16 protein-coding genes and 1 pseudogene are annotated in these 16,136 nt (G+C 62.9%); 9 read left to right on the plus strand and 8 right to left on the minus strand.

Going from position 1 to position 16,136, the window contains the following annotated elements:
* Window positions 1–87 precede the first annotated feature (87 nt).
* A complete protein-coding gene (locus tag LOY53_RS26115) occupies window positions 88–447 on the plus strand; it encodes a cupin domain-containing protein (RefSeq protein ID WP_252826243.1) in 360 nt (119 codons plus the stop codon).
* Between the two features lie 68 nt (window positions 448–515).
* Here LOY53_RS26115 and rpmG read toward each other — a convergent pair whose 3' ends face one another.
* Window positions 516–671, minus strand: a complete 156-nt coding sequence (gene rpmG, locus LOY53_RS26120; protein ID WP_003253507.1) for a 50S ribosomal protein L33 — start codon at window positions 669–671, stop codon at window positions 516–518.
* Window positions 672–682: 11 nt separating this feature from the next.
* Window positions 683–919: a 50S ribosomal protein L28 gene (gene rpmB / locus LOY53_RS26125; RefSeq protein ID WP_003253504.1), complete on the minus strand. Its 237-nt coding sequence runs from the start codon at window positions 917–919 to the stop codon at window positions 683–685.
* Window positions 920–1,279: 360 nt separating this feature from the next.
* On the opposite strand from rpmB, the gene LOY53_RS26130 reads away from it, so the two are divergent.
* A complete protein-coding gene (locus LOY53_RS26130) occupies window positions 1,280–2,869 on the plus strand; it encodes an ABC transporter substrate-binding protein (RefSeq protein ID WP_252826244.1) in 1,590 nt (529 codons plus the stop codon).
* 66 nt (window positions 2,870–2,935) lie between these two features.
* Here the strand turns inward: LOY53_RS26130 and radC are convergent, their stop codons facing one another.
* Window positions 2,936–3,616, minus strand: a complete 681-nt coding sequence (radC, locus tag LOY53_RS26135; RefSeq protein WP_186681492.1) for a RadC family protein — start codon at window positions 3,614–3,616, stop codon at window positions 2,936–2,938.
* 127 nt (window positions 3,617–3,743) lie between these two features.
* Here radC and coaBC point away from each other — a divergent pair, with 127 nt between their 5' ends.
* The 4 genes and pseudogenes from coaBC (at window position 3,744) to argB (ending at window position 7,861) form a co-directional block, all read left to right on the plus strand.
* A complete protein-coding gene (gene coaBC / locus LOY53_RS26140) occupies window positions 3,744–4,955 on the plus strand; it encodes a bifunctional phosphopantothenoylcysteine decarboxylase/phosphopantothenate--cysteine ligase CoaBC (protein ID WP_252826245.1) in 1,212 nt (403 codons plus the stop codon).
* A 5-nt stretch (window positions 4,956–4,960) separates the two neighbouring features.
* Entirely contained in the window at window positions 4,961–5,416 is a 456-nt protein-coding gene (gene dut, locus LOY53_RS26145) for a dUTP diphosphatase (RefSeq protein ID WP_027592160.1), read from the plus strand.
* Window positions 5,417–5,551: 135 nt separating this feature from the next.
* Window positions 5,552–6,925 (plus strand): annotated as a pseudogene (locus tag LOY53_RS26150) (phosphomannomutase/phosphoglucomutase); the annotation flags it as partial.
* Window positions 6,926–6,955: 30 nt separating this feature from the next.
* The gene (gene argB, locus LOY53_RS26155; protein ID WP_027592158.1) at window positions 6,956–7,861 is read left to right on the plus strand and encodes an acetylglutamate kinase; all 906 of its coding nucleotides are present in this window, start codon (window positions 6,956–6,958) and stop codon (window positions 7,859–7,861) included.
* A 117-nt stretch (window positions 7,862–7,978) separates the two neighbouring features.
* Here the strand turns inward: argB and pyrE are convergent, their stop codons facing one another.
* A complete protein-coding gene (gene pyrE, locus LOY53_RS26160) occupies window positions 7,979–8,620 on the minus strand; it encodes an orotate phosphoribosyltransferase (RefSeq protein ID WP_008091580.1) in 642 nt (213 codons plus the stop codon).
* A gap of 80 nt (window positions 8,621–8,700) precedes the next feature.
* Here pyrE and LOY53_RS26165 point away from each other — a divergent pair, with 80 nt between their 5' ends.
* Window positions 8,701–9,480 (plus strand): exodeoxyribonuclease III, encoded by a 780-nt coding sequence (locus LOY53_RS26165; protein ID WP_003253401.1) that lies wholly within the window; start codon window positions 8,701–8,703, stop codon window positions 9,478–9,480.
* Window positions 9,481–9,619: 139 nt separating this feature from the next.
* On the opposite strand, the gene rph is transcribed toward LOY53_RS26165, so the two are convergent.
* The gene (rph, locus tag LOY53_RS26170) at window positions 9,620–10,342 is read right to left on the minus strand and encodes a ribonuclease PH (protein ID WP_027592157.1); all 723 of its coding nucleotides are present in this window, start codon (window positions 10,340–10,342) and stop codon (window positions 9,620–9,622) included.
* A gap of 225 nt (window positions 10,343–10,567) precedes the next feature.
* Between rph and LOY53_RS26175 the strand changes: the two genes are divergently transcribed.
* Both LOY53_RS26175 and gmk read left to right on the plus strand, forming a co-directional pair.
* Window positions 10,568–11,431 (plus strand): YicC/YloC family endoribonuclease, encoded by an 864-nt coding sequence (locus LOY53_RS26175; protein WP_258703441.1) that lies wholly within the window; start codon window positions 10,568–10,570, stop codon window positions 11,429–11,431.
* Between the two features lie 13 nt (window positions 11,432–11,444).
* Entirely contained in the window at window positions 11,445–12,065 is a 621-nt protein-coding gene (gmk, locus tag LOY53_RS26180; RefSeq protein WP_099455722.1) for a guanylate kinase, read from the plus strand.
* 114 nt (window positions 12,066–12,179) lie between these two features.
* Here gmk and LOY53_RS26185 read toward each other — a convergent pair whose 3' ends face one another.
* From LOY53_RS26185 to LOY53_RS26195, 3 genes are all read right to left on the minus strand, one after another.
* The gene (locus tag LOY53_RS26185) at window positions 12,180–13,721 is read right to left on the minus strand and encodes an APC family permease (RefSeq protein ID WP_252826246.1); all 1,542 of its coding nucleotides are present in this window, start codon (window positions 13,719–13,721) and stop codon (window positions 12,180–12,182) included.
* A 113-nt stretch (window positions 13,722–13,834) separates the two neighbouring features.
* Entirely contained in the window at window positions 13,835–14,608 is a 774-nt protein-coding gene (locus LOY53_RS26190; protein WP_099430802.1) for a gamma-glutamyl-gamma-aminobutyrate hydrolase family protein, read from the minus strand.
* A gap of 4 nt (window positions 14,609–14,612) precedes the next feature.
* Window positions 14,613–15,956: a glutamine synthetase family protein gene (locus LOY53_RS26195; protein ID WP_371097094.1), complete on the minus strand. Its 1,344-nt coding sequence runs from the start codon at window positions 15,954–15,956 to the stop codon at window positions 14,613–14,615.
* Window positions 15,957–16,136: the final 180 nt, after the last annotated feature.

Raw genomic sequence — 16,136 nt, forward strand, 5'->3', positions numbered from 1 at the left:
GCCTGTGTAAACTATCAATATATTTGACACGAAAGGCCTAAAAGCCTACTGATGTTCATTTTATTAAACAACAACAGGAGCCGCACCATGAGTATCGCCAGCATCATCGACTTCGCCCAGGTTCTGACCGAGGCTGAACGCTACCGCCCGGCGGCAGAGAAAATCCTCAAGGGCGAGCCCGACCAGGCCGTCTATAACCACTACTCCAGCCCGTGCGGCCAATTTGCGGCGGGTGTCTGGGAAGGTGATGTCGGGCAGTGGACCGTGAACTATACCGAGCACGAGTATTGCGAGATCGTGCAGGGCGTTTCGGTGCTGCGCGATCAGGATGGCGGCGCCAAGACCCTGCGCGCCGGTGATCGGTTCGTCATCCCGGCCGGCTTCAAAGGCACCTGGGAGGTGCTGGAGCCTTGCCGCAAGATCTACGTGATGTTCGAGCAGAAATAAGGGTCCTGGCAGGCAAAAAAAAACCCGCGTCCTTTCGGATGCGGGTTTTTTTTAAGGTTACCGATCAATTACTTGATCTTGGCTTCCTTGTACACCACGTGCTTGCGAACAACCGGATCATATTTCTTGATCTCGATTTTGTCCGGAGTGGTGCGCTTGTTCTTGTCGGTGGTGTAGAAGTGGCCGGTACCGGCACTCGAAACCAGACGGATCAATTCACGCATGATGTTCTCCCTTAAACCTTGGCGCCAGCTTTACGGATGTCAACCAGAACGGCGTCGATGCCGCGCTTGTCGATGATACGCATGCCCTTGGCGGAAACGCGCAGACGCACGAAACGCTTCTCGGACTCAACCCAGAAACGGTGGTGCTGCAGGTTCGGCAGGAAACGACGACGGGTTTTGTTGTTTGCGTGGGAAATGTTGTTCCCGGTTACTGGACCCTTACCAGTAACTTGACAGACTCTCGACATGACTCAGCCCTCTAAAACCACATGCCCAACCCGGCATGGGTTGGCCGCTTAATCTCTCAGTCTTTGGCGCCAGGCGCCGTGATTCTGGAGGTCTTATCGACCGGATCCGCTGATGCGACAGGCCGAGCCCCTAGAAAAGAGCGCTGCTTTATACCAGAAAGACTGCATTGCAACAACAGATGATGAGCATCTAGCTGAGGCAAATCGTGCGCGAGCAGCATAGCGACTAGCGCGGCGCACTGTCGACCACTCGTCGCCAGCCGACAGAAAAAGAGGGTGGTCATTTGCTGATGCGCACACTAGGGTAGGACGTTTCCAGACTGCACTGGCAGATGGGCCACTGACAGCCAAGGAGTCACGATGCGTGCCGCCGCCTTTTCCTTATTGTTTACCTCCCTGTTTGCCGCCGGCATCGCCCAGGCAGCCCCGCTGAGTGTCTGCAGCGAAGCCAGCCCCGAAGGCTTCGACGTGGTCCAGTACAACTCGCTGACCACCACCAATGCCTCGGCCGACGTGCTGATGAACCGGTTGGTGGAGTTCGACGCCGGCCAAGGCAAGGTTGTCCCCAGCCTGGCGGCGAGCTGGACGGTGTCGGCAGACGGCCTGATCTACGACTTCAAGCTGCGCGATGACGTGAAGTTTCACACCACCGCCTACTTCAAACCGACCCGCGAGCTGAACGCCGACGACGTGCTGTTCAGCTTCCAGCGCATGCTCTACCCGGCCCACGCCTGGCACAAGACTGCACCGGGCGGTTACCCGCATGCGCAATCGCTGCAACTGGGCAGCCTGATCAAGTCGATTGATGCCCCCGAGCCGCACACTGTGCGCTTCACCCTGACCCACCCGGATGCGACGTTCCTGGCCACCTTGAGCATGGGCTTTGCTTCGATCTATTCCGCTGAGTATGCCGACAAGCTGCTCAAGGCGGGCACGCCGGACAAGCTCAACAGCCAGCCGATCGGCACCGGGCCGTTCGTCTTCCAGCGTTTCCAGAAGGACGCCGTGGTGCGCTACCGCGCCAACCCCGACTACTTCGCCGGCAAGCCTGCGGTCGACCCGCTGATCTTCGCCATCACCACCGATGCCAACGTGCGCTTGCAAAAACTCAAGCGCAACGAGTGCCAGGTGGCCCTGTCGCCCAAGCCGCTGGACATCGCTGAAGCCGGCAAGGATGGCAACCTCAAGGTAGCCAGCACGCCGGCCTTCATGACCGCCTTCGTCGCCATCAACAGCGAACACCCGCCCCTGGACAAGCCAGAGGTGCGCCAGGCCATCAACCTGGCCTTCGACAAACAGGCCTACCTCAAGGCAGTGTTCGAAGGCACCGCGACGGCCGCCAACGGCCCCTACCCGCCCAACACCTGGAGTTACGCCAAGGACCTGCCTGGCTACCCCTTGGACCTGAAAAAGGCCAAGGCCTTGCTGACCAAGGCTGGCCTGCCCGAGGGTTTCAGCACCACGATCTGGACCCGCCCTTCGGGCAGCCTGCTCAACCCCAACCCCAGCCTTGGCGCGCAGATGCTGCAGGCCGACCTGGGCAAGATCGGCATCAAGGCCGAGATCCGCGTGATCGAGTGGGGCGAGCTGATCCGCCGCGCCAAGGCCGGCGAGCATGACTTGCTGTTCATGGGCTGGGCAGGTGACAACGGCGACCCGGACAACTTCCTCAGCCCGCAGTTTTCCTGTGCGGCGGTGAAGTCGGGAACCAACTTTGCACGGTTCTGCGACAGCCGCCTCGACCAGCTGATCAACGCGGGGCGCACCACCAATGACCAGAGCGTACGCAGCCGGCTGTACCAGCAGGCGCAAACGCTGATCCAGCAGCAGGCGCTGTGGGTGCCGCTGGCGCACCCGACTGCGGCGACCCTGCTGCGCCAGGGGGTCGAGGGGTACCAGGTGAGCCCGTTTGGGCGGTTGGATTTCAGCAAGGTTTCGGTGACCCGTTGATTGTGTAGGCGCCTGTACCGGCCTCTTCGCGGGCTTGCCCGCGAAGAGGCCGGCACATGTACACCGCTAAGCAACGATCCACCCCTCCTCCACCATCGACAACGGCTCGCCATCCCCCACGATGATGTGGTCGAGCACCCGCACATCAATCAGGCCTAACGCGCGCTTTAGCGCCAAGGTCATGTGCACATCATCCTGGCTGGGCTCGCTGTTGCCCGACGGGTGGTTATGGCACAGGATCAAGGCCGCTGCGTTGTGCAGCAACGCTCGGCGCACCACTTCCCGCGGGTAGATACTGGCCCGGTCGATCGTCCCCCTGAACAGGATCTCGAACGCCAGCGGCCGGTGCTTGGTATCCAGAAACAGGCAGCCAAACACCTCACTGGCCTCATGGCGCAGCATGGCCTTGAGGTAGCGCCGCACCGCCTCCGGGCTCTCCAGCGCCGGCGTACGCTCGATCGTCTCATCCAGGTAGCGCCGGCCAATCTCCAGAAGTGCCTGCAACTGGGCGTACTTCACGGGCCCAAGACCTGGCTCGCGCAAAATAGCTTGGCGATCAGCCTCCAGAAATGGCCTCAGGCCCCCAAAGCGAACCAGTAACCCCCGCGCTAGCTCCAGCACGTTACGCCCGGCAACGCCCGAGCCCAGCAGCACCGCTACCAGCTCGGCGTCCGACAGCACCGCAGCCCCCCGCAACAACAACTTCTCCCTCGGCCGTTCTTCAGCCGGCCATTCCCTGATACTCATCCCCACTCCTTGGTCCTGCTGCGGCACGTTTGGGCCCTGTGTTAATCTATTTCGCCTCGTACATGCGACGTTCTGCCGCAGGCAGTTCTTGTCGCCGCCCGCTTTCACTGGAAAAAGGCAAAAGCCTATGCAGCGGCTGTATCACAAGCGCATCGTCCTCGGCGTCGGTGGCGGCATTGCCGCCTACAAAAGCGCCGAACTGATCCGCCGACTCCTGGAGCACGGCGCGCAGGTGCGCGTCGTCATGACCCGTGGCGGTGCAGAGTTCATCACCCCGCTGACCCTGCAGGCGCTGTCCGGCCACCCGGTGCACATGGACCTGCTCGACCCCGCCGCCGAAGCGGCCATGGGCCATATCGAGCTGGCCAAGTGGGCCGACCTGGTCCTCATCGCCCCCGCCACGGCCGACCTCATGGCGCGCATGGCCCAAGGCATGGCCGACGACCTGCTGACCACCCTGATCCTGGCCACCGACGCCACCGTTGCCGTCGCCCCGGCCATGAACCAGGCGATGTGGCGTGACCCGGCCACCCAGGCCAACCTCGACCTGCTCAAAAGCCGCGGCATCCAGGTGTTCGGCCCAGCTTCCGGCAGCCAAGCCTGTGGCGACGTAGGCCTTGGCCGTATGCTCGAAGCCACCGACCTGGCCTGGTGCGCCGCCGAAAGCTTCAAGCGCCAGACGCTGACCGGCAAACACGTGCTGATCACTGCCGGCCCAACCCAGGAAAACATCGACCCGGTCCGCTACATCACCAATCATAGCTCTGGGAAGATGGGCTTCGCCCTGGCCGAAGCGGCCGCCGAAGCCGGTGCTCGGGTGACCCTCGTTACCGGCCCGGTGCACCTGCCGACCCCCGACCGGGTCAACCGCATCGACGTGGTCAGCGCGCGGGACATGCTCGCGGCCTGTGAAGCGGGCATGCCCTGCGACCTGTTCATTGCCTCGGCAGCGGTCGCGGACTACCGGCCAGAGGTGGTTGCCACGCAAAAACTCAAGAAAGATCCTACGACCGGCGACGGCATGCTGCTGCAGATGGTGCGTAATCCCGATATCCTTGCGACCATCGCTGGCCGTGGCGACCGCCCGTTCAGCGTCGGCTTCGCCGCCGAGACCGAACACCTGCTCGATTACGCCACACGCAAGCTCAAGGACAAGAACCTCGACCTGATCGTCGCCAATGATGTGGCCAACCCCAGCATCGGCTTCAACAGCGAAGAGAACGCCTTGACCGTGATCGACCGCCAGCAGCACCAGACCCTCTTTGCGCAGACCAGCAAGGGCAAGATCGCCCGGCAGCTGGTCGCCTTCATCGCCGAACGGCTCAACCAGGTTCAATAAGTTACATGCACGCTCTTCAAGCCAAGATCCTCGACCCACGCCTGGGCACCGAATTCCCCCTGCCGCAGTACGCCACCCCAGGCTCTGCCGGCCTGGACCTGCGCGCCCTGCTCAAGGAGGACACTGTCCTCGAGCCCGGCCAGACACTGCTGATCCCCACCGGCCTGTCGATCTACATCGGCGACCCGGGCCTGGCAGCCATGATCCTGCCGCGCTCGGGCCTGGGCCATAAGCACGGCATCGTGCTGGGCAACCTGGTTGGCCTGATCGACTCGGACTACCAGGGCGAGCTGATGGTGTCGTGCTGGAACCGCGGCAACACCCCGTTCACCATCGCCATTGGCGAGCGTATCGCCCAGTTGGTGCTGGTGCCGGTGGTGCAGGCGCATTTCGACATCGTCGAAGCCTTCGACGAAAGCCAGCGTGGCACTGGCGGCTTCGGCCACTCCGGCAGCCACTGAGCCGACAGCTGACCGTTCAGGCCAAGGATGGCGAACTCTCTGGCGAAACCACCGTCCAAGCGTTCAGTTTGCGCCTGCCCAGACAGCCTTTGACTAATGGAGCTTCCAGAGATGAACGAAATGGCCCACCTGGTCCCCGCACTGCCGGACAGCATTTTCCGCGCTTATGACATTCGCGGCGTGGTCGGCAAGACCCTCCATGCCGAAACCGCCTACTGGATCGGCCGCGCCATCGGCGCGCAGACCCTCGCCCAGGGCGAGCCCAAGATTTCCGTTGGCCGCGATGGCCGCTTGTCCGGCCCAATGCTGGTGGAACAGCTGATCAAAGGCCTGGCTGACGCCGGCTGCCAGGTCAGCGATGTCGGCCTGGTGCCGACCCCGGCGCTGTACTACGCCGCCAACGTGCTGGCCGGCACATCGGGCGTGATGCTCACCGGCAGCCACAACCCGTCGGACTACAACGGCTTCAAGATCGTCATCGCAGGCGACACCCTGGCCAACGAACAGATCCAGGCCTTGCAGACCCGCCTGAAAACCAACGACCTGAGCCGTGGCGAAGGCAGCGTGGAAAAGGTCGAAATCCTCGAGCGCTATTACCAGCAAATCGTCGGCGACGTGAAGCTGGCGAAAAAGCTCAAGGTGGTGGTGGACTGCGGCAACGGCGCTGCCGGCGTCATCGCCCCGCAGCTGATCGAAGCACTGGGCTGCGACGTTATCCCGTTGTTCTGCGAGGTGGACGGTCACTTCCCTAACCACCACCCGGACCCAGGCAAGCCAGAAAACCTTGCGGACCTGATCGCCAAGGTCAAGGAAACCGGGGCCGACATCGGCCTGGCGTTCGACGGTGACGGCGACCGCGTAGGCGTGGTGACCAACACCGGCACCATCGTCTACCCCGACCGCCTGCTGATGCTGTTTGCCCAAGACGTGCTGTCGCGCAACCCGGGCGCCGAGATCATTTTCGACGTCAAATGCACCCGTCGCCTGACCCCGCTGATCGAACAGCATGGCGGCCGCGCGCTGATGTGGAAGACCGGCCACTCGCTGATCAAGAAGAAGATGAAGCAGACCGGTTCGTTGCTGGCCGGCGAGATGAGCGGGCACATCTTCATCAAGGAACGCTGGTACGGTTTCGATGACGGCATCTACAGTGCCGCACGCCTGCTGGAGATCCTCAGCAAGGCCGGGCAAGACGCCGAAAGCCTGTTCGCAGCGTTCCCGAACGATATTTCCACGCCGGAGATCAATATTGATGTGACCGACGAGGGTAAATTCAGCATCATTGATGCACTGCAACGCGACGCCGACTGGGGCGCGGCCAACCTGACCACCATCGACGGTGTGCGGGTCGACTACGCCCACGGCTGGGGCCTGGTACGCGCCTCCAACACCACCCCGGTGCTGGTGCTGCGCTTCGAGGCCGACAACGACGCCGAATTGCAACGTATCAAGGATGTTTTCCGCGCCCAGTTGCTGCGGGTTGCCCCTGAGCTGCAACTGCCGTTCTGACCGACTATCTGTTCCTTACAGGAGCCCTGCATGACCCTCGATCGCGATGCCGCTTCCCATGTAGCCGAAGTTTTGTCCGAAGCACTGCCTTACATCCGCCGCTTTGTCGGCAAGACACTGGTGATCAAGTACGGCGGCAACGCGATGGAGAGCGAGGAGCTCAAAACCGGCTTCGCCCGTGACATCGTGCTGATGAAGGCTGTGGGCATCAACCCGGTGGTGGTCCACGGTGGTGGCCCACAGATCGGTGACCTGCTCAAGCGCCTGTCGATCGAAAGCCACTTCATCGACGGCATGCGCGTGACCGACTCGGCCACCATGGACGTGGTCGAGATGGTATTGGGCGGCCAGGTCAACAAGGACATCGTCAACCTGATCAACCGCCACGGCGGCAGCGCCATCGGCCTGACCGGCAAGGACGCGGAGCTGATCCGCGCCAAGAAGCTGACCGTCAGCCGCCAGACGCCAGAGATGACCACCCCGGAAATCATCGACATCGGCCATGTCGGCGAAGTCGTGAGCGTGAACACCGACTTGCTGAACATGCTGGTCAAGGGTGACTTCATCCCGGTGATCGCGCCGATCGGCGTGGGCGCCAACGGTGAGTCGTACAACATCAACGCCGACCTGGTGGCGGGCAAGGTAGCCGAGGCGCTGAAAGCCGAGAAGCTGATGCTGCTGACCAACATCGCCGGCCTGATGGACAAGCAGGGCCAGGTGCTGACCGGCCTGACCACTGAGCAAGTCAACGAACTGATCGCCGACGGCACCATCTACGGCGGCATGCTGCCGAAGATCAAGTGCGCGCTGGATGCGGTGCAGGGCGGCGTGAACAGCTCGCACATCATCGACGGCCGCGTGCCGAATGCGGTGCTGCTGGAGATCTTCACCGACAGCGGCGTGGGTACGCTGATCACCAACCGCAAGCCGCGCTGAGTGACTCGTTAGCCTGTCCAGACCTCTTGGCGGGTTTACCCGCGAAGAGGCCAGGACAGGCGACACAAAAAAGGCGACCTTCATCCAAAGGTCGCCTTTTTTATTACCCAGCCGGAATCAGATCCCGTACTGCGCCCGATACGCTTCAACAGCAGGCAGATGCTGCTTGAGCTGCGGATCATCGGCCAGGAACTCCAGCACCTGGGTCAGCGAAACGATGCTGACCACCGGAATACCGAAGTCACGCTCCACTTCCTGGATCGCCGACAGCTCGCCATTGCCGCGCTCTTCGCGGTTCAGCGCGATCAGCACGCCAGCGGCCTTGGCCTGCTGGGCATTGATGATCTGCATGACTTCACGGATGGCCGTGCCGGCCGTGATCACGTCGTCGATGATCAGTACGTCACCGGCCAAAGGCGCGCCAACCAGGCTGCCGCCTTCGCCGTGATCCTTGGCTTCTTTGCGGTTGAAGCACCATGGCACGTCGAGCTGATGCTGATCGGCCAGGGCCACGGCGGTGGTCGCCGCCAGGGGGATACCCTTGTAGGCTGGGCCAAACAGCACGTCGAACGGGATCTTGCTGTCGACGATGGCCGCCGCGTAGCAACGGCCCAACTGCGCCAGTGCAGAACCTGTGTTGAACAGGCCGGCATTGAAGAAGTACGGGCTGGTACGCCCCGATTTCAGGGTGAATTCGCCGAAGCGCAGAACGCCGCGGTCGATGGCAAAACGAATGAAGTCGCGCTGATACGGCTGCATGGAAAGTCCCGGACACCACGGATTTAGCTAAATGAGTTGAGCTCGGGTATCATACACGCACGAGATTTTTGGGGCCATTTATGCGGATCATCAGTGTGAACGTAAATGGCATTCAGGCTGCGGCCGAGCGTGGTTTGCTCAGCTGGCTGCAAGCCCAGAATGCCGACGTCATCTGCCTTCAGGATACCCGCGCCTCGGCCTTTGAACTCGACGACCCAGCTTTCCAGCTCGATGGCTATTTCCTTTATGCCTGCGACGCGGAGGTGCCCGCCCAAGGTGGCGTAGCCCTTTACTCGCGCATGCAGCCCAAGGCAGTCATCACCGGCCTGGGCTTCGAGACAGCCGACCGTTACGGGCGTTACCTGCAAGCAGATTTCGACAAAGTCAGTATTGCCAGCCTGCTGCTGCCTTCGGGCATGAACGGCGACGAAGACTTGAACCAGAAATTCAAGTTGATGGACGACTTCGCCAAGTACCTGGACAAACAGCGGCGCAAGCGTCGCGAGTACATCTATTGCGGCTCGTTCTACGTGGCGCAGCAGAAGCTCGACATCAAAAACTGGCGCGACAGCCAGCAATCGCCTGGCTTCCTGGCACCGGAGCGTGCCTGGATGGACGCGATCACGGGCGAGATGGGCTACGTGGATGCCCTGCGTGAAGTCAGCCGTGAAGGCGACCAGTACAGCTGGTGGCCGGACAACGAACAGGCCGAGATGCTCAACCTGGGCTACCGGTTCGACTACCAGATCCTCACCCCAGGCCTGCGCCGCTTCGTGCGTAACGCCCGCCTGCCGCGTCAGCCGCGCTTCTCGCAGCATGCGCCGCTGATTGTGGACTATGACTGGACGTTGACCATCTAGAAAACCATTGGGGCCGCTTCGCGCCCCATCGCCGGCAAGCCGGCTCCCACGGGCATAGCGCATGACTTGAAGTTTGCGCAGTCGCGGTGGGAGCTGGCTTGCCGGCGATGGGCCGCGAAGCGGCCCCAATTGCTATGAGTCAGTCGGCCAGTGCGGCCTGCTGCAGCTCGAAGATCTCGTTCATGCCCTTCTGCGCCACGGCGAGCATGGCGTTCAGGTCTTCAGGCTGGAACGGCGCGCCCTCGGCAGTGCCCTGTACCTCGATGAAACCACCGGCGCTGGTCATGACCACGTTCAGGTCGGTCTCGGCGGCGGAGTCTTCCAGGTAGTCCAGGTCCAGCACGGCCTCGCCTTGGTACATGCCCACGGAAACCGCGGCGATCATGTGCTTGAGCGGGTTGCCAGCCTTGAGGCCGCCACGCTTCTTGATCACGGCCAGCGCATCGCACAGGGCGACCATGGCGCCAGTGATCGACGCGGTGCGGGTGCCACCGTCGGCCTGGATCACGTCGCAGTCGATGTACAGGGTGATGTCACCGAGCTTGCTCATGTCCAGCGCGGCGCGCAGCGAGCGGCCGATCAGGCGCTGGATTTCCAGGGTGCGGCCGCCCTGCTTGCCACGGCTGGCTTCGCGCTGGTTACGCTCGCCGGTGGAGCGCGGCAGCATGCCGTATTCGGCTGTCAGCCAGCCTTGGCCCTGGCCTTTGAGGAAGCGGGGCACACCATTCTCCACGCTGACCGTGCAGATGACCTTGGTGTCACCGAACTCGACCAGTACCGACCCTTCGGCGTGCTTGGTGTAGTTGCGGGTGATGCGGATCGAGCGGAGCTGATCGGCGGCGCGACCACTTGGACGTTTCATCTGGGATACCTGTACTGGGACTTGAATCTGCCGAGCATTATAGAGCCGGCAGCTGCGGGAGGACACGCCTATTGTCGCGCCCCTGACAGCCTGTCGCCTTTTCCCACTGCGCATTTCGCCCTCTGTAACATGGCTGGATTGGGCGCCGAGGCCCCACTGCGCTACAATCCTGCGCCTTGCAGCCGAGAGGCTTCCCTGTTCATTCATCTACGCGAGGTACTCCCCATGGTGCACAGCATGACCGCTTTTGCTCGTGTCGAGCGCGCCGGCAGCCAAGGCACCCTGGTCTGGGAGCTGCGCTCGGTCAACCACCGCTACCTGGAGCCGCACCTGCGCCTGCCCGAGGCCCTACGCGACCTCGAAGGCGCGGTACGTGAAGGCCTGCGCCAGGGGCTGTCGCGCGGCAAGGTGGAATGCACCTTGCGCCTCAACGAAGACAGCACCGGCAAGCCACTGAAAGTGGACCGTGAGCGCGCCGCGCAGCTGGTCGCCGCCGCCGAAGAGGTGGCTGGCTTGATCAAGCAGCCGGCCCCGCTGAACCCCCTGGAAGTGCTGTCGTGGCCGGGCGTGCTGGTCGCCGACGCCAGCGACCCGCAAGCGCTGATCGCCGAGGCCGTGGCGCTGTTCGACGACGCGCTGGCCGAGCTCAAGGCCGGGCGCCTGCGTGAAGGCCAGGAGCTGGCTCGGCTGATCAACGAACGCCTGGACAACATGACCACCGAGGTCACCACCCTGCGCGCCCTGGTGCCGCAGATGCTGGCGGCCCAGCGGCAGAAAATTCTCGACCGCTTCGGCGACATGCAGGCTGAGCTCGACCCGCAGCGCCTGGAGCAGGAGATGGTGCTGCTGGCGCAAAAAAGCGACGTCGCCGAAGAGCTCGACCGCCTCGCCACCCACGTCACCGAAGTGCGCCGCGTGCTCAAGTCGGGCGGCGCGGCCGGCCGGCGCCTGGACTTCCTGATGCAGGAACTCAATCGCGAAGCCAATACCCTCGGCTCCAAGGCATTCGACCCGCGTAGCACGCAAGCGGCGGTCAACCTGAAGGTATTGATCGAACAGATGCGTGAACAAGTACAGAACATCGAGTAAGGCCACCCCGACCATGAATCACAGCAGCGGCACCCTCTACATCGTTTCGGCCCCTTCGGGTGCCGGCAAGACCAGCTTGGTAACGGCCCTGACCCAGGACGACACGCAAATCCGCGTCTCGGTCTCGCACACCACCCGCGCCATGCGCCCAGGTGAGCAGCACGGGGTGAACTACCACTTCGTCGTGCACGAAGAATTCAAGGCGCTGATCGAGCAAGGCGACTTCCTCGAGCATGCCGAAGTGTTCGGCAACTTCTACGGCACCTCGCGCAGCGCACTGCAGCAGACCCTCGACCAGGGCTTCGACCTGATCCTGGAAATCGACTGGCAAGGTGCCCAGCAGGTGCGCAAGCTGATGCCCGAGGCACTCTCGGTGTTCATCCTGCCACCCAGCCAGGAAGCGCTGCGTCAGCGCCTGGACGGGCGTGGGCAGGACAGTGAGGAGATCATCGCCGGGCGCATGAAAGAAGCGGTCAGCGAGATGGTGCACTACGACGAGTACGATTACCTGATCATCAATGATGACTTCGGCGTTGCGCTGGAGGAATTGAAGGCGGTGTTCCGCTCGAATCGCCTGCAGTTGAAGAAGCAACAGCAGCGCCACGGTGGGCTGCTGAAAGAACTGCTCTCCTGAGAGACCGCGCGGGGCTGCTTTGCAGCCCATTCGCAGCACAAGGCTGCTCCTACAAAGGCAAGGATGTAGGAGCAGCCTTGTGCTGCGAATGGGGCGCAAAGCGCCCCCTCTGCATTACTCCGCCAGCGGCAGGGTCGCCTGCTGACGCAGGGTCGCCCCCAGGAAGTACGCCGGCGCCCGCATCCGCGACAGCAGCATCAGCCCGATGCCGAGCACCGAAATGATCGCGGCAATCACGAACACCAGCCCCAGCCCACCCACATGCGAGCCGCTGCCGAAGTCTGGCGAGGCGCTGTCGATCGCGGTACGCGCGAAGATCACCGACAAGATGACCCCACCGACCAGCGGGCACAGGCCGCGCATGATGAAGTGGCGCACGCTGTCGAACAGGCTGTCGCGGAAGTACCAGACACAGGCAAACGCAGTCAGCGAATAGTAGAAGCAGATCATCATGCCCAGCGCGGTGATGGTGTCGGCCAACACGTTCTCGCTCAGGGTACGCATGGTCACGTAGAACAGGCCGGCGGCCAGGCCAGCGCAGATGGTGGCGTAGCGCGGGGTTTGCGAACGCGGGCAAACGCTGGCGAATTTAGGCGGTACCGCACCGTAGTAACCCATGGCCAGCAGGGTGCGCGCCGGTGCCACGAAGGTCGACTGCAGCGACGCTGCGGTGCTGGCCAGCACGGCGATGGACATCAGGATCGCCAGCGGCCCCATGACCGGGCCGGCCAGGTGGGCAAAGACGTTCTCCTGGATGCGCGGGTTGTTCAGGCCCAGGCCCGTTTCGCTGATACCGGCAAACTGCAGGGTGGCAATGGCGGTGAACAGGTACAGGCCGAGGATCAACATCACGGTCCAGGTGGCGGCCTTGCCCGGCACCTCTTCGCTGCCCACCGACTCTTCGCTGACGGTCAGGCAGGTGTCCCAGCCCCAGAAGATGAAGATCGACAGTGAAAGCCCCGCGGCAAAGGCCGAGAACGACTCGACACCGAACGGGTTGAACCAGGCGAAATCGAATTCCAGCGGTGGCGGCGCAGTGGTGCCACCGAAGGCGGCGAAGGCAAAGCCGATCAGCACCAGCAACTGCAGGGCCACCAGGCCGTACTGCACCGTCATGGTGGTGGCTATGCCGCGACAGCAGATCCACACCGCCAGGGCGATGAACACGCAACAGGTACTGATGTTGATCAGCAGGTTATCCGCCAAGGCCGCCAGGCCATGGTTGCCGGTGATCTGCCCCAGGAACAGGTAGAAGAAGTCGACCGCCACGCCTGCCAGGTTCGACAGCACGATGGTGGTGGCGACCACCAGCCCCCAGCCCCCGATCCAGCCGATCATCGGGCCAAAGGCGCGCGCCGACCAGGTGAACGAGGTGCCGCTGTCCGGCTCTGCCGAGTTCAGCTCGCGATAGCCGAGGGCGACCAGCAGCATCGGCAGGAAGCCGACGATGAATACCGCAGGCAGGTGGGCACCGACCTCTCGCACGGTTGGGCCAAGTGCGCCGGTCAGGGTATAGACCGGGGCGATGGTGGAAATGCCCAGCACCACGCTGGCCAACAAGCCCAGGCGGCCTTTGGCCAAGCCCTTGCTGCGCTGGGTGTTGCCCGCGTCGGCCGCCACATCGGGTGGGCGGCCGGCTTCTGTGTAATCGCTCATGAGTATGTGCCGTAAATTTTGGAATTGTTTTCGCGGGCCTTGCGTACAAGGCCCGCTTTCACTCATTGAAAGCTTGCAACAGGGGGTGCGTCATCCGAGACTTTCGGGTGACGTCAGAATGCCTTCTGGCGCGTACCCTCCCGTGCAGCATGGGCAATACAGGCCTCGCGGAACGCCTGGAAAAGGCGCCGGGAGACCGGGTTTTCGGCAAAACGCCATTCGGGGTGCCACTGCACGCCAAGCACGAAGCCCGGCGCATCTGGCATCGACACCGCTTCGATCAGGCCATCCGGGGCCCGCGCCTCGACGCGCAGCCCAGGGGCCAGGCGGTCGATGCCCTGGCTGTGCAACGAGTTGACCTCGAATTGCGCAGCCAGGCCCAGGCGCTCGAACAACCCGCCAGGCGCGATGCCAACGGGGTGACGAGGGCCGTATTGCACCTCCAGGGGTGCGTCCTCAGGTTCGCGGTGGTCAAGGTAGCCAGGCAGCTCCTGCACACGCTGGTGCAAGGTGCCGCCAAGGGCCACATTCAATTCCTGGAACCCACGGCAAATGCAGAACACCGGCACACCGGCGGCAATCGCCGCCTGCAGCAGCGGCAGGGTCAGGCGATCGCGCGCGCGATCATGCCGGGTACCCTCCGTGCTGGGGGCGCCATTGTAATGATGCGGTTCGATATTTGAAGGCGAGCCGGTAAAAAGAATGCCGTCGAGCTGGGCCAGCAGCGCGGGGGTATCACTGCCCCCGTCGCGCGCCGGCAAAATCAGCGGCAGCCCGGCAAAGCCGGCCGCCTCGACATACTTGTCGCCCACCGTGTGCGACGAGTTCTTCCCCACCTGCTGGCGGCAGGCGCTGATACCGATCAAGGGGACCGCATTTGCGCTCATGGGCTTACACCGTGTGCAGGTACCAGTTGTACTCGAGGTCGGAGATCGACACTTCAAACTCGGCCAACTCGCTTTCCTTGCAGGCGACGAAGATATCGATGTAATCCGGGCTGATGTATTGATTGAGCACTTCGCTGTCATCCAGCGCGCGCAGGGCATCGCGCAGGTTGTTCGGCAGGCTCTGTTCCAGTTGTTCGTACGAGTTGCCTTCAATCGGCTCACCCGGCTCGACCTTGCTGGTCAGGCCGTGGTGAATACCGGCGAGAATGGCCGCGAGCATCAGGTACGGGTTGGCGTCAGCGCCGGCCACACGGTGCTCGATGCGCACGTTTTCGCTGCTGTCGGTCGGCACGCGAACCGCGACGGTGCGGTTGTCCAGGCCCCAGCTCGGCGCGTTGGGCACATAGAACTGCGCGCCGAAACGGCGGTACGAGTTGATGTTCGGGCAAAGGAAGGCCATCGACGCCGGCATGGTCTCCAGCACGCCACCGATGGCGTGGCGCAGCGCGTCGCTTTCCAGCGGGTCACTGCTGGCAAAGATGTTCTTGCCGGTTTTCTTGTCCAGCAGCGAAATGTGCACGTGCAGCCCGTTGCCCGCCTGGCCCGGGTAGGGCTTGGCCATGAAGGTGGTGTCCATCTCATGGTCGTAGGCCACGTTCTTGATCAGGCGCTTGAGCAGGATGGCGTAGTCGCAGGCCTTCAGCGGGTCGGCAACGTGGTGCAGGTTGACCTCGAACTGCGCCGGGGCGCTTTCCTTGACGATGGCATCGGCCGGCAGGCCTTGCTCCTTGGCCGCTTCGAGCATGTCTTGCAGGCAGTCGGCGTATTCGTCGAGGTCGTCGATCAGGTACACCTGGGTCGACTGTGGGCGCTTGCCCGAAATAGGCGAGCGCGGCGGTTGCGGGCGGCCGTTGAGGTTGTCCTGGTCGATCAGGTAGAACTCAAGCTCGAACGCCGCGCAGATATCCAGGCCCAGGTCGTCGAACTTGCTCACCACCTGGCGCAGCACTTCGCGCGGGTCGGCGAAGAAAGGCTGGCCTTCGATCTCGTGCATGGTCATCAGCAGCTGAGCGGTCGGACGTTTCTGCCACGGCTCGTTGCACAGCGTGCCGGGGATCGGGTAGCAGATGCGGTCGGCATCGCCGATGTCCAGGCCCAGGCCGGTGCTTTCAACGGTCGAACCGTTGATGTCGAGGGCAAACAGTGACGCCGGCAGGTTGATGCCTTTTTCGTACACCTTGTGCAGGCTGGCCCGCTCGATGCGCTTGCCGCGTACCACGCCATTCATGTCGGAGATCAGCAGATCGACATACTGCGTATCCGGATGGGCCTGGAGGAAGTCTTTCATCTCGCTGGAAGAACTGGCGCACGGGGTGACCGACGTCATGGTGTACATCCTTTGATTTGCTGCGGCGATGTGGGGATACGGCTGGCGCCTCACGGGCGACGATGGTTGCAGCTGTTGTTTTTTTCACTTTCCCATCGTGGGGATTGGTTGCCCGACCGGGCGCATTGATTCCCAGGGGCG

It is taken from the genome of Pseudomonas sp. B21-031, from assembly GCF_024748985.1.
GTDB classification, from domain to species: Bacteria; Pseudomonadota; Gammaproteobacteria; order Pseudomonadales; family Pseudomonadaceae; genus Aquipseudomonas; species Aquipseudomonas kermanshahensis.

Excerpts from the sequence above, each read along its gene's own strand:
- LOY53_RS26175 (WP_258703441.1), top strand. The coding sequence starts at position 10,568 with ATGGTGCACAGCATGACCGCTTTTGCTCGTGTCGAGCGCGCCGGCAGC.
- gmk (WP_099455722.1), top strand. The coding sequence starts at position 11,445 with ATGAATCACAGCAGCGGCACCCTCTACATCGTTTCGGCCCCTTCGGGT.
- radC (WP_186681492.1), bottom strand. The coding sequence starts at position 3,616 with ATGAGTATCAGGGAATGGCCGGCTGAAGAACGGCCGAGGGAGAAGTTG.
- LOY53_RS26185 (WP_252826246.1), bottom strand. The coding sequence starts at position 13,721 with ATGAGCGATTACACAGAAGCCGGCCGCCCACCCGATGTGGCGGCCGAC.
- pyrE (WP_008091580.1), bottom strand. The coding sequence starts at position 8,620 with ATGCAGCCGTATCAGCGCGACTTCATTCGTTTTGCCATCGACCGCGGC.
- rph (WP_027592157.1), bottom strand. The coding sequence starts at position 10,342 with ATGAAACGTCCAAGTGGTCGCGCCGCCGATCAGCTCCGCTCGATCCGC.
- LOY53_RS26165 (WP_003253401.1), top strand. The coding sequence starts at position 8,701 with ATGCGGATCATCAGTGTGAACGTAAATGGCATTCAGGCTGCGGCCGAG.
- argB (WP_027592158.1), top strand. The coding sequence starts at position 6,956 with ATGACCCTCGATCGCGATGCCGCTTCCCATGTAGCCGAAGTTTTGTCC.
- dut (WP_027592160.1), top strand. The coding sequence starts at position 4,961 with ATGCACGCTCTTCAAGCCAAGATCCTCGACCCACGCCTGGGCACCGAA.
- LOY53_RS26115 (WP_252826243.1), top strand. The coding sequence starts at position 88 with ATGAGTATCGCCAGCATCATCGACTTCGCCCAGGTTCTGACCGAGGCT.
- LOY53_RS26190 (WP_099430802.1), bottom strand. The coding sequence starts at position 14,608 with ATGAGCGCAAATGCGGTCCCCTTGATCGGTATCAGCGCCTGCCGCCAG.
- rpmG (WP_003253507.1), bottom strand. The coding sequence starts at position 671 with ATGCGTGAATTGATCCGTCTGGTTTCGAGTGCCGGTACCGGCCACTTC.
- rpmB (WP_003253504.1), bottom strand. The coding sequence starts at position 919 with ATGTCGAGAGTCTGTCAAGTTACTGGTAAGGGTCCAGTAACCGGGAAC.
- coaBC (WP_252826245.1), top strand. The coding sequence starts at position 3,744 with ATGCAGCGGCTGTATCACAAGCGCATCGTCCTCGGCGTCGGTGGCGGC.
- LOY53_RS26130 (WP_252826244.1), top strand. The coding sequence starts at position 1,280 with ATGCGTGCCGCCGCCTTTTCCTTATTGTTTACCTCCCTGTTTGCCGCC.
- LOY53_RS26195 (WP_371097094.1), bottom strand. The coding sequence starts at position 15,956 with ATGAAAGACTTCCTCCAGGCCCATCCGGATACGCAGTATGTCGATCTG.